The sequence below is a fragment of the Psychroserpens sp. S379A genome (genome assembly GCF_049800755.1).
Lineage (GTDB): Bacteria > Bacteroidota > Bacteroidia > Flavobacteriales > Flavobacteriaceae > Psychroserpens.
In genome coordinates this window covers 256259-270561 of sequence record NZ_JBNAFQ010000004.1, presented here as the reverse complement: position 1 = coordinate 270561, position 14303 = coordinate 256259, and the positions used below count along the sequence as shown (strand labels likewise).

Sequence of the window (14303 nt, the reverse complement as noted above, 5' to 3'; positions counted from 1 at the left end):
CCAGTTTCAGCATTACCAGTAAAGGTAAAAGTATCATTATCAGTAGAAGCAGCTCTATACCCAACACCAGCATCAAGGGTAGCAGTTTCGGTATTAGCCCAAGTGACATACTGACCAGTCACCTTTTCAAACGGACCAAATAAGTAAAGTGTACCAGCGCCATTGCTAAAGATATTAGGATTAGCAGCAGCAAAGTCATCGAATTGTTGACCCGTTAAAGGAGCCGACACGAGGTCGTTACTACCAGTAGTACCAGAGCCATTAATGTTAACATGACGCTCATATTCCATAGTACCTACAATAGTTCCATTAGGAATTAAACTCGAATAACTTGTAGAACTAGATTCAAGAGTTAAACCGTTGGTAGCTTCAAGTGTAGTACCAACATCAACAGTTACACTCGCTCCAGGATTAACAGTCATCGTGTTACAAGTTAAGTCAGAGCTAAGTACTAAATTACCAGAAGCAATGATGATATCATCTAAATCATTTGTAGGAGTACTTGGTGACCATACACCATCAGTATAGGTATAAGTTCCAGGGATGTTGTCATAAACAGCAACATCATCAACATATAAACTATCACCATCATCATTTGCCCACACAATAGCTATATAAACTGTAGGTGCACCTGCGTAAGCACTTAAATCAATAACTAATTGGTTGTATGTCGTAATATCAGTTTCACCGCTAGTATATACAGTCGTAAATGACGCATGAGCAGTGTCTGTAGTTGATACTCTTACAGTTAATGTACTACCATAATCTGTTGTTAACCCTTCTCTAGTAAAGAATGAGAATTCAGGATTTGATAATGCAGAAAAATCAAATTCTGGAGTTACTAACCAGTCTTCAGCGTCATTACCACTGACACTAAACCTAACGAATGCAGCTTGTGAACCACTATTAGCAGTAGCAGTCGTCGTCCAATCATAGGTAGTACCTTCATCATTTGTACCTCTAAAAGTAGACCAACATGTAGGAGGTACGCCACTTTCAAATCCTTCAGTATAAGGAAATGTAGAGAATGAATCACAAGCAGTAGCAAAATTAATCGGTCCAATCCATGCTCCAAATTCAACTCCAGCTGTACATTCTGCTCTTACCCAAACTTCATAACTTGTTGATGAACTTAAACCAGTAGCATTATAAGGATTTGTTGCTGAATCTGTACCAGATCCATCAGCAGCTCCTGGTTCTCCTGTTCCTGCAGCTTGTACCGCTACTTCCCAAGCGGTTTCAGAACCACCATTAGTCCATGCAATATCTGCAGAAGTTGTAGTGATGTTAGATACTGCAATTGCAGATACATCTGGACAAGATGGAGGAGTTCTTACAATAAAGTTGTCAATATGGAAGTCAATATCTCTTCCATCATCAGTTCCTTCAGAAACATAAAATGCAAATCGAACATTAGTTCCAGTTATTCCACTAAGGTCAATGGTTTCGGTTTGACCAGCAGCTGCAGGAACATTTACGTCGTTATATACAACTAAATCGGTCCAGTTTGTACCATCATTAGAATATACAATATGTACCTCATCACCTGTACTAAATCCATCGTTTTGAGTTGTGGCATTATAATCGGTCATTGCAACGTCTACTAATAATTCATAACCATCAGCTGATAAATCAAAGCTAGGTGATAACAACCAATCTATATCTGGTCCACCTAAATACATGTTAATATTCACAGCGCCATTACCAGATCCAACATGAGCAAATTCTTCAGCTAAGAAACCTCCAGAACCAAAGTTAGCAGGTCCTGATGTTAAATCACCATCTGTAGCTTCAGTCCAACATGAATTTAAGAATGTTGTAAAGTCTTCAGTGTAATCTGGTGTTTCAGTAGCACAAGGCGTTGTAAAAGTTACAGGACCAGTCCATGCACTAAATCCAGCTCCACCACAATTAGCTCTTACATATATTTCATAATCTGTTTCAGGTGTTAAGCCTGTAGCCGAATATGGGTTAGATGTTGTTGCATCACCTGAAGCAGGAGTTCCTGTTCCGTCAGGTTGTACAGCGACTTCCCAATCGGTAGCAGTACCATTTTCTGTCCAACCTATATTGGCAGAAGTACCAGTTGCACCAGAAACTGTTATACTTGTTACGTCTAAACAGCTAGGGATTTCTTCAACTGTGAAATCATCAAAATAGATATAGTAACCATCCAATCCACCAGAAGGTACATGAATAGCTAAGTATACATCTCCTGAATAAGCACTTAAATCAATAGGAGCTATTTCAGCATGTGTTGTATTAGATACAGATGTTAAAGCTTGTAATTCCGTAGAGAAATCGGCAGCAGCAGTTCCTGTGGTAGATAATACAACTCTGTAATCATTTGGTTCACCCGTTGATCTTGCTCTAACACTGAATTTGAATCGTTCATTTCCAGTTAAAGTAAATGGAGGTAAGATTAAATAATCATCATTATTTCCAGCATTGAAATCTGTATATAAACCTGCTTCATTACTAACAGAGCTAAAGTCATTCCATGTTCTGAAAAAGTCTCCATCTGCATTTTCATTTAATTCTGTCCAACAATCTGGTAAGTTTGGAATTGTAATACTCTCAAAATCTTCAGTCCAAGGGAAAGCACTAATAGTTTCACAAGGTGTTGTAAAGTTAAATGGACCATTCCAAGTACTAAATTCAGTACCAGCAGTACATTCTGCTCTTACATATACTTCATAAGCTGTATTAGCTGTTAAACCAGTAAATGAATACGGATTTGAAGTTGTATCTGTACCAGTACCATCAGCAGCAGCAGGTAAACCTGTTCCTGGAGCTTGTATTACGACTTCCCAATTAGTTTCAGCATTACCAGCAGTCCAACTAACATCTGCAGTTGTTGTAGTAACATCATCTAAAGTAATAGCTGTTACAGCTGGGCAATCTGGAGTTGTTGTAAAGTTAAACGGTCCAGTCCAAACGCTAAATCCATCAACACCACAGTTAGATCTTATATATACTTCATAAGCAGTTTCAGACGTTAAGCCTGTTGCAGTATAAGGGTTAGTAGCTGCTGTTCCGGCACCTGCAGGCTCACCTGTAAGTGGTGCTTGAACTACAACTTCCCATGCAGTTTCATCAGTGCCAGGAGTCCAGCTAATATCTGCAGTAGTTGCTGCTGGAGTTATAGCTATATCTGTAGGATCAACACAAGGAGGAAGATCTACGATGCTAAAATCATCAAAATAGATATAATAACCATCTAATCCACCATCTGGTACATGTATAGCAATATAGACATCTCCTGTATAAGCTGTTAATCGAATAGGAGCTATAGTTTCGTGTGTTGTATTTGATACTTCTGTTAAAGCTCGCAATTCTGTAGAGAAATCAGCAGCAGCAGTACCAGTTGTTGATAATACAACGCGATAATCATTTGGCTCACCAGATGATCTTGCTCTTACACTAAATGTTAATTCTTGATTGCCAGTTAAAGTAAACTGTGGTAAAATTAAATAATCATCATTACTTCCACCATTAAAATCTGTATATAAACCAGCTGCATTAGAGCCACCAGCACCATAAGTTCCATAGGTTTGGAAAGCGTCTCCATCAGCATTTTCATTTAATGCAGACCAGCAAATAGGTAAGTCTGGCGTTGTAATGCTTTCAAAATCTTCAGTCCAAGGGAATGTGCTTAGAGGGTTACAAGTTGTTGAAAAGTTTAAAGGTCCAACCCACTCACCAAACTCAGATCCAAGAGTACATTCTGCTCTTACATATACTTCATAGTCAGTTTGAGCAGTTAAACCAGTAGCAGTATATGGATTAGTAGCTGTATTTGCTCCAGAATCATTTGCTGTACTAGGTACACCTGTTCCTGCAGCTTGTACTGCGATTTCCCAATTGGTTTCTGCACCAGCATTTGTCCAGCTAATATCTGCTGTTGTAGTTGAAACGCTATCAAGGCTTAAACCTGATACATCAAAACAAGTTGGAGGAGTTCTTACTTTAAAATTATCAATATGGAAATCAATATCTCTTCCAGTAGTTCCTTCAGAAACATAGAACGCAAATTGAACACTAGTTCCTGTGATCCCTGTAAGGTCTACAATTTCAGTTTGTCCAGCAGCAGCAGGCTCATTTGTGTCATCATAGGTTACTAATGTTGTCCAGTTTGTGCCATCATTAGAATATACTATAAGGACTTGGTCACCAGTATTAAAGTTACCTTGAGCTGTACTATTGTAATTTGTCAAAGCAACATCCACTTCTAATTGGTAGCCATCAGCTGATAAATCAAAGCTAGGTGATAATAACCAATCTATATCTGGTCCGCCTAAATACAAATTAATATTTACAGCTCCATTACCAGTGCCAACATGAGCAAATTCTTCAGCTAAGAAACCTCCAGAACCAAAGCTAGCTGGTCCTGCAATTAAGTCGCCATCTGTAGCTTCTTCCCAACATTGATCTAGGAATGTCGTAAAGTCTTCTGAATACGATGGTGTAAATACAGGACAAGGTGTTGTAAAGGTTTCTGGGCCAACCCATTCAGGGTCAGTGCCACACATACCTCTTACATATGCATCATAAGATGTTTGAGCTGTTAAACCAGTAGCTGTATATGGGTTAGCTCCTGAAACATCTGTACCAGAGGTCGTTCCTAATGGAGCAGGATCTCCAGCAGGTAATACTAATACCTCCCAAGCAGTTTCAGAACCATTAACAGTCCATGCTAAATCAGCAGTAGTTCCTGTAATGTTTGATGCTACTAAATCTGATGGAGGATGTCCATCACTATCAAAAGTTCCTAAATCAATATTACAAGCACTATTAGTAACGTCAATAACATTAATTGATGGTGAAGTGGTTCCAATATCAAAAGGACCTACAACATTAATTCCTGAGGTTATTGGTACTGGAGCAGTACCAATAAGAAAGGTCGCTGTACCAGGATCGGTTACGTCTACTTCTACATTATATTGTCCAGTAGCACAATTGTCAACAACTGTTGTACTTGCAATAACAGCAGGTGTACATGATGGTGCTGTAATATTAACATCAAAATCTAAAGTCACACCATATGTTCCACTATAACAAGGGTTAGGTGTTGCTTGACCAGAATCTGCTGTACCAATTCTCATTTTGTGAGCACCTAAAAAGCCAGAAGGTACTGTAAAACTTGCATCAAGAGTAGTTGGGTTGTCTGCTAAAGATTCGCCAGAAAATACAAGCTCTCCTGGGTCTGTTAAATCTCCATTGTCATTTAAATCAATCCAAATATGTGTGCCATAAGTATAACCTGTTTCAAAAGTAATTTGAACATTAATTGGCACACCTTGACTTAATTCATTTACAGGGCCAGAATGATCAAAGTATGTCACATCTCCGGTAGCATAATCATCAAAACCAATTCTAACATTTGAAATACCAGCGCCATCATTTGATGTTGGGACAGAATCACATAAACAAGCTGTTGCATTTGTGGTGTATGTCTGCTCTGTACAGGTTGTGTTTGTTCCAACAATATTGTATGGAGAAACAGTATAGTAATATGTTGTGCTAGGACTTTGACTACTCACAGTAGTAGTTAAAACATCACCTAAATCAACATCATCAAGAATATCATTGCCTCCTGAAGTAGTTCCAACTGTAATACGATATCCGTCAGCTGTATCTGCAGCATCCCACGAAAGTGTTGTGTCTGAATTACCACAACTTGCATCTGGAGCAGGAGTATATGTTGCAGAACAACTAGGTACAGTAGAAGGTAATGTGGTAAAATCAACTGGACCAATCCAATCACTAAAATCACCACCACCACAATTGGCTCTTAAATATACTTCGTAATCTGTACTAGGCGCAAGACTTAATGCAAAATAAGGGCTGCTTGAAGTAGCAACACCTGAGCCTACTGGAGTTCCAGTACCATCAGTTTGAACTACAATTTCCCAATCACTTTCTCCAGAGACACCAGCAGTCCAGCTAATGGTTGCACTAGATGCATTAAAGCTGTCAATAGCTAATCCTGAAGGAACAAAACAAGATGGGTATTCATCAAATGATACATCATCAATGGCTATATCATCATAGAAGCTTCCAGAATCAGCAATTAAAAATCGTGCTTGAGCTGGTCCTGTAAATGTAAGACCGCTTAAATCAATAAATTTTTGTTCCCAGCCTGATGTGTTAGTGTTGTATGTGCCTACTGTATTCCATGCAGCACCATCCCAAACATCTACAGTTAATGTTGCATTAGGGTTAGCGCCTTCATTGTCACTTATTTCATAAAAAGATAAACTAGGTGTCGTTAAACCAGAGAGATCTACTAATGGGGATCTTAATTCTGCATTGGTAGCGTCAGGAGTAGAATCATCTACCCAAGCAAAGTAACCGTTAGAATCAGTTGAACCAGATAGTGTGCCATTATCACCAATATGTTCGCCACTTCCAGAATTTGCAAATTCCCAGTCGTCATCACCAGCTAAGGTCCAACAATCTGGAAGTGCTCCTCCGTTTTCAAAATCTTCTGTATAAGGTGCAGTTTCTATAGCACATGCTGTTGTGAAATTTACAGGACCAGACCATGCACTAAAATCAGTACCAGCACCAGCAGAACAATCAGCTCTTACATATACTTCGTAAGCTGTTTGTGCTGTTAATCCAGTTGCAGAATGTGGATTAGTTCCTGTATCAGTTCCAGAATTATCAGCTGCACCAGGCGTACCAGTTCCTGCAGCTTGTACTACTATTTCCCAATCTAATTCTCCTTGACCAGCTGTCCAGCTAATTTCTGCAGTTGTAGCTGTAAAGCTATCAACAGTTATCGCAGTAGGAGCAAAACACGCAGGAGGTGTACCGTCTATATAATTAAATTGTATGTTAGGTTTGTGCGGGTTAGTTGTACTGGTGTCAACACCACAGGCGCTACTTCCATCAACTCTGTAAATTCTTGAGTTGTTAGTACCATCAGTACCTCTTACTTGACCATAAGGGCCACTAAAAGGATTCTGTCCATCAGAGCAAACTTCTACTAAAACATTATCAACGCCATTCCACACAAAGTTAGTGTCAAATGTAATCATGTCAAACACGCCAGCAGCAGTGACAGTTGGATCATAATCAAATGCATTTTTAACAACAATAGTACTCGAGTTATCATGTGATGCCGAGTTTGCTGCTGAGGTGTGTCCCATTTTAATGGTATAACCTAGTAAGTTACCACCAGCATAGTCGCCAGAAATGGACCATCCTAAAGCAGTTATTTCATCATAAGGGGTTAAAGACGCACTTAATTCCGCAGCAGTATAAACTACTTGGTATCTAAAAGCATTGTAATACCCATGAATTGGATCAGATTCGGTACTCGTTGTTTCATCGGTACCTGTACCAATAACGATAGATTGTGAGTAGGATTGCCAACTAAAAGCAAGCAATACTAACACAATGAATGTAAATTTTCTCATAAAAGTTAATATTAGTTAATAGCTTAATGTTTGCGCAAATGCACAAATACCAAAAAAAAACAGGGAGTTATAGGAAGTTTTGGGAAGGTTTAAAAATAAAACAAGTTAATTTTATGTTAAACCGAAAAACAAATATAGCAAAACAGTTGAATTTTCAAACTTTTTGTTTATAAAAAAAAATGTTTTCTGTCAAGTGGTGTTTTTCTTAGATGAAACACATTTTTAATTAAAGTTGTTAACATAAAAATAAAGCGCATCAACAAAATGTAAATGCTTTTTTGAATTATAAAAATATGTTTCTTATTTAATAATTACTTTTTGTGATTTCGATTGTCCGTTGTTTTCAATGTTTACTACATAAATTCCACTACTAATTGCTGAAACATCAATGCGGTTGTCTTGAGTACTGTCATCAAGTTGTGTAGATAATACATGCTTGCCTAGAACATCATATAAATTTAAAGTAGTATTATTTAAAAGTTGCCCTTTAACCACAATCTCTTTACTTTGGTTTAAAGCAAAAACGGTTAAAGTTTCAAGGTTGTCTTCCGTAGTCGATAGCAGTGTGTCATCATAAACTCTAAGATAAAACCTTCCGGTTCCGTTTAAATCTACACTAGGTGTAATTACATAATCACCACTGTTTAGTAATGTGCTTGTATCTTCTACAGTGTCATCTAACCATAACTCAGTTGTTGATGGTAATGTGTTTGCAGTAAGAGTAAAAGTGATTTGCTCACCTTGTTCTGAAATTATTCCTATAGGGATGGTTGTGTTTGCTAAATCTGTAGTGTTTATGGCTTGTAGTGATAACATGGTTGGGTCAGAACCAGAATTTATTTCTATTAATTCAGTATATAAAACAAATGAAGGGATGCTAAATAATTCAGCATCAAATCCAAAATTAAAAGCAAGACTAGCATTTGGATTAAAATAGACATCTGTATTATAAGAATCACCGCCAGCACTAGCATTAAGGGTGAAAAATATTAAGCCACCTCTACTAGTAATCAAGTCATCGTTTGTTTCTAATTGGGCTTGAGCTCCATAACAGGTAAATAAAATAGTTGTCAATAAAACGTATAGTTTTTTCATAATTTCAGCAATTTTTAGTTAAAAAGATATGAATTAAGAAGGTAAATATATAATAGTTTTAGAAAAGATAAAAACGAAAATGATTTTGTGTTAATAAATTAGTAATAATATAGAGGTTGCTTTTTTATTGTATTAGATAGGGTTTTAAATAAAAAAAAGCACACTGTTATAGTGTGCTTTTTTTATTGATGAGGTTGTTTGCTTACTCAAAAGGATTTCCTCCTGGATCTGGTGGAGACGATGCTTGTGCTTGCTTCGGATTCAGTATAATAAATGATCCTACTGCTGTTAACGCAGCGTATTTCCCCATTTTTTTCAGGGCTTCTTTCCTCGTAATTTGATCTTTAGATGTATTGTGTGTCATTTTGTTAATAATTAAAGTTAACAAGTTCTATTTAAGAATCACTTTTTGAGTTTCCTGTTGTCCGTTATTTTCAACAGTTACCACATAAACACCTTCACTTAAAACTGAAGCATCAACACGATTTTCAAGACGAGTGCTATCAAGTTGCTTTGTTAAAACCTTTCTTCCTTGTATGTCATACAAACTTAAATGAGCGTTATCTTGTAACTGTCCGCTTATAACTAGTGCTTTAGAGTTATTTAGTGCGTAAATATTTAATGCATCTATATTGTGTTCAATAGTTGATAATGCTTCATTAGAAGTTCTTAAAAAGAAACGTCCAGTTCCAGATAAATCTGACGATGGCGTAATCACATAATCACTAGCATTCAATAATGTAGATGTATTAGCAACAACATCATCAAGATATACTTTAACAGATTCAGATAAAGTAGATTCAGCAATGCTAAACGTTAATTGCTCCCCTTGATTTGCATGAACGCCTAATGGGATGGTTACGTTAGATAGGTCTGAAGCATGTAATGACTGTAAGGCCATCGCTTTACCTTGGTTGTTGTCAACTAGATGCGAATAGATTGCAAAATCAGGAGTAGTTCCTCCCCAAACTTCAGCATCGTAACCAAAGTCAAATGCGCTACTTGCATTAGAGTTAAAATAAAAATCTGTAGTATAAGAGTTAGAGTTTGTGCGAGCATTAACTTTTACAAATACTAATTCTGCATTACGTCCAGAAATAAAATCATCACTAGTTCCAGTAGATCGCATTGCAGGTGTAAATTCTAAATCATAAGCAGCTACACTAGAAGCATCAGCACTTACAAAGAAGCCTTGACCTGGAGCAATAACTGTTGATAAAGTAGTTGTTGCCATATTGTATATAATCCATCCATCTTGAGCTGTACCATCATAACCGTAAATAGCTCCTGTACCTGTATTAAATAAGTCAAGGTTGGTAACGCCCGAACCTACTTCATGGTTAAAAAAGCTATGAACATTCATGTATGAAGGATAAGGGTTACCTACAAGATTCCATTCTGCTTCTTGAGGTCCAGAATTAGTAATGTTATATGTTATTGTACTATTATTTGCAGTACCCGTAAAAGTAACAGTACCATTGTCAGTCGTTCCAGCTCTATAACCTACACCAGCATCAAGGGTTGAGGTTTCTGTACCAGCCCAAGTTAAATATTCACCAGTACTTTTTTCAAATGGACCAAATAAATATAAGGTGCCATTGTTTAAAATATTTGGATTCGCAGTAGCAAAATTATTAAATGCTTGACCGGTTAAAGGAGCAGATATTAAATCGTTACTTCCAGTATCTCCAGAACCATTAATATTAACATGACGCTCATAATAAATGTCTCCAATTACATTTCCATCAAGAATTAAACTCGAATAGCTAGTAGAACTAGATTCTAGGGTTAATGTATTTGTTGTTAGTGTAATAGCAGTATCAACTGTAAGTCCTGCGCCTGCATTCACAGTTACAGTATTACACGTTGTATTAGTATTTATAGTTGCGTTGCCAGACTCAATTACGATGTCATCACTTGCTGTTGCTGTGCCACTAGGATCACTTGGCGACCAAGTGCCATCAAAAGTATAAGTGGTAGTTACTGGAGTACCACAATTTGCAGTATGAGAGCCAAGATTGGTTACGGTGTCTATACTAGAATTCGACCATTCTGTTGCTAATGTAGGAAAATCACAAGGAGAATTAGAAGGGTCGGCAGAAACTCCCGAACAAACATTGCTATTTCTTACCAAGGTCATGTTGCTTGTTGTGTTTCCACTATCACTCCAAGAAGAACCAGGGTCACAACCAATATTACCAATAATGTCAATTATAGTGCCATTATTTTTAAGTACGATAGTGTCGTCACCATTAAAGTTACAAACACTAGTAGAGTAAGCAGTTCCGCCATAAATACTTGCACTAGAGTTTTGTAACACAATAACAGCGCCATCAGCAAGCGTTGCTGGGAAACCAACACTAAAATCTTCTGTGTTACTTGCTGAACCACTTCCGTTTGAATACAATTCAACAGTATAATTACTTAATGTAACAGTAGCTCCAGTACCATTGTAGATCTCAATATATTTATTATTGCTAGAGCCTTCAATATATTCAGAGAAGATAAGATCTGTAGCTCCTGTTGGTAACGGTGTAACATCAAAGCTGTCAGAAACAAAACTACCAGGTATAATAGTAGAATCATCTGTAGCAGTTAAGCTAATTCCTGTATCTTCTGTATCAAAAACAAGATTGTTAAAAGTTGCAATGCCATTAGAAGCTGTAACCGTTGTTGTTGCCGATATATCAAAACTACCTGTGGTAGAAAGGCTAATGTCAAACAAACCATCATAGTCTGGGTCAACATTACCATTAACATCTACGTAAGCTACTGTAACATCAGGACTCATTACAGCGTCAACTGTAACGTCACTAGGTTGTTGTATAAAGCTTAATGTTGTAGCGTCTACGTCAACTGTAAAATTATTACCAACAACATCACCAAAAAGGAATGGATCTACAAAATCAGAACCATTTGCATCGGCATCAAAACCACTTGAAGTACCGTCTATTTGTAGCTGAATGATATTCCCATCTACAATATTTGTTGTGTTTAAATATAAACCAATTAAAAAATCAAGTGTGGTTCCATCTGCTACAGCAATTGGTGCTGCAAAATCTAAAATAAGTTCTGTATCTGTAATTGTCGTAGATGGAGTGTGCGAAGTTACGTTTCCGTCCAAAACAGTTACACCTTGTATAAAATCAGTCCAGTCAGCGGTGTTGTTTGGGCCAGGTACAAAACGCATTCTTGTTATGTTAGTGGCTAAACCGTCACTTGTGCCTTGGTCGTCAACTTCAAAGCTTAATACATCAAAAGCGGTTCCAGAGGTAGTCACATCAGCAGCGATTACAATATCTCCTGCAACTTGTGAAACAGCAAATACTTCAGTGTCAGCATCATTTGGAGCAGCGCTTTCTGTAATAGAAATATCTAGAACCCTCCAGTCTTCTGCACCAGCACCTGCAGTCATGTCATACTTAAACGCTAAGTATGCTATACCACTAATTCCTGAAGCATCCACAGAAGTAGTTGACGCCGTTGATAATCCAGATCCACTTGATGAATTATTAGGGTCAAATGTTAAGGCTGTCCATGTTGCTAAAGTAGGATCTCCAGACCCTGTATAGTCGGTAGAATACAATAATTCAAATTCGCCAACTTCGTTAGTGGTATTTCCATAACGCTCACTAGTCTCTATTTCAATAGTTTCATTGCTATACGCATCAAAATCAATTCTAAAGTCAGAGATCAACCAATCAATATCGTCACTGCCACTAAAACCATTTATGGCATACTCGCCAGAGCCACAAAGCCATGAATCGTTACCAGTTTGATCAAAAGTAAACCATTCAGCAGCAGCACAATCTGAAAAATCTTCAGAGTATGGTAAAGCAATAGGAGCTGCAAGATCATCATTGGTAATGGTCAAGTTAAAAGTATTGTTTGTTCCAACAATAGCATTGTTTCCGCCAGTTACATTTTGAATTTCAAAAGTAAGTACTTCATCGGCTTCAAAAACAGCATCATCAGTTACAGTAATGGTAATATTAATGTCTGTAACTGAACCACCAGGAAAACTTTCAGATTGTGTTACGTATGAGTCAATATCTGAAGCATCTCCAGAGGTTAAAACGACATCAAAATTGGTAGCGTTGATAGCATCTTCATTAGAGATTTGAACCACTAAGTCATACGTACCTATATTTTCAGAAACTGAAGCAGAGGTTGTGCTAAATTCAACTGTAGTGACAGCAGCAGTAGTAAAGTTACCTGTTAAGGCAGGTGTTAAATAACAAGTATCTGTGGTGTTGTATTCATAAACAGCTACATGATATGTTGTGCTAGGAGTTAAGCCTGTAATACTTGCCGAACTTGAAGTTGTTCCAGTATATACAGCATAATTACCTGTGCCTATTTCATCACCAGAACCAAAAGCGGTATTACCAGTATAACTTGTTCCGTTAGTTGGATCAGTATCTACTGCCGAACCTGCTTTAACTAATACTAACACTTCGTCGCCATCTCCAGAAGTCCAGTTTAAGGTTGCAAAACTAGAACCAATAGCCGTTGTGTTATATGCAGAGGCTTGTGTCGTTGGTGCTGTACAGCCACCAGAAATAGTAAACGCTGTCGTAGATATAGGTAAGATATTTTCACCACTTGAAGTTTCTCTTGTCCAATTTGAATTGTCACCTAACTCAACTAAATAATCTGAAAATAAAGATTCTCCAGAACGAGGACCGCTATAGTAACCACCATCAGGACTTCCGGAAGTGTAAAAATTTATAAATGTTGTACCAACTGTTAAGCCGGAAGATGCAAATCCACCACCTTGATTATTAGCTTCATTTTGTATTCCTGCTAACCATCCAGTAACAGCAGTTGCTGATGTTCCTACAAATGCATAAAGTGCATCTCCACCTCCAGCTAGATTGAAACTTCCACCTGCTGAGGAAAATGACCCAATAGAAGCACTTCTAGAACCAGAGCTTGCGTCAGTAAATACAATGATTGAACCTTGAGTAATTAAAGACCCACCTGAATTCCAAAGAAGAGTTCCTTCTCCTCCAGTCAAAGTTGTTGCACTTGCTGGTTCATTATCAGTGAAATATATTTCTGTATTAGCAGGAATGTCAACCAATGCCACAATGGCAAAGTCGTCGCCACCATCAGCATTAAAAGCAGTAAATGCAATATCTCCTGGACTAGTTTGTGCAAACCCTAAACCAGTAATCAATAGGGCAAATAAAAATGTGTAAATGTTTTTCATAATATAAATAAAAGTTTTTAAACTATAACACCGTGTTTAATACGGCAATTTGTAAAAATAATAGCGGTTACAAATATAACGCAAACTTATTAAAGGTCATGTATGAACATATTAACAAACCATTAATTCATATTTATATTTGCATCTGCATATTTCACGTGTAATTAAGACACATATTTTTTAAATGAGTCACTATATATAGCCTAATGAAGACATATATACCAAAACTGTTTATCACTAAACAAGCCACAAGAGTAATCACACACACACACACACACACACACACACACAACCCTGTCCTCGAATTAGTTAAATTCTACAATTTCGAGCCTATCGAGAAATCTTATTCTATCTGTCAGTAATGTAAACCCACAAGAATATTCCTATCAATTAACAAAAATTAATATTATTAAGCACTTGCAATTCCGACACCGTCGGAACCAGCGACCTCCAATTATTTAGCGTAAAACATGCAGAGAAGCGAAGGGTAAAACAAAAATCGAAGAAAAGAAGAATAAGCAACTACGCAATAAGTGATTTAGAAGTTTAGAACACGAACAGAACTG

At 37.3% G+C, this 14303-nt stretch carries 4 protein-coding genes; all 4 read right to left on the bottom strand.

The features are described from left to right. The coding region (locus ACP15M_RS11840; protein ID WP_425077422.1) for a choice-of-anchor J domain-containing protein at positions 1 to 7427 on the bottom strand (7427 nt) is incomplete at its 3' end. Positions 7428 to 7727: 300 nt separating this feature from the next. Next, the gene (locus ACP15M_RS11835; RefSeq protein WP_425077421.1) at positions 7728 to 8522 is read right to left on the bottom strand and encodes a T9SS type A sorting domain-containing protein; all 795 of its coding nucleotides are present in this window, start codon (positions 8520 to 8522) and stop codon (positions 7728 to 7730) included. A gap of 202 nt (positions 8523 to 8724) precedes the next feature. Continuing rightward, positions 8725 to 8886 (bottom strand): hypothetical protein, encoded by a 162-nt coding sequence (locus ACP15M_RS11830; protein ID WP_425077420.1) that lies wholly within the window; start codon positions 8884 to 8886, stop codon positions 8725 to 8727. Positions 8887 to 8913: 27 nt separating this feature from the next. Beyond that, positions 8914 to 13737, bottom strand: a complete 4824-nt coding sequence (locus tag ACP15M_RS11825) for a lamin tail domain-containing protein (RefSeq protein ID WP_425077419.1) — start codon at positions 13735 to 13737, stop codon at positions 8914 to 8916. Positions 13738 to 14303: the final 566 nt, after the last annotated feature.

What these genes read in the sequence shown, in the direction of transcription:
- ACP15M_RS11835 (WP_425077421.1), bottom strand. Translation starts at nt 8,522, where the DNA reads ATGAAAAAACTATACGTTTTATTGACAACTATTTTATTTACCTGTTAT.
- ACP15M_RS11830 (WP_425077420.1), bottom strand. Translation starts at nt 8,886, where the DNA reads ATGACACACAATACATCTAAAGATCAAATTACGAGGAAAGAAGCCCTG.
- ACP15M_RS11825 (WP_425077419.1), bottom strand. Translation starts at nt 13,737, where the DNA reads ATGAAAAACATTTACACATTTTTATTTGCCCTATTGATTACTGGTTTA.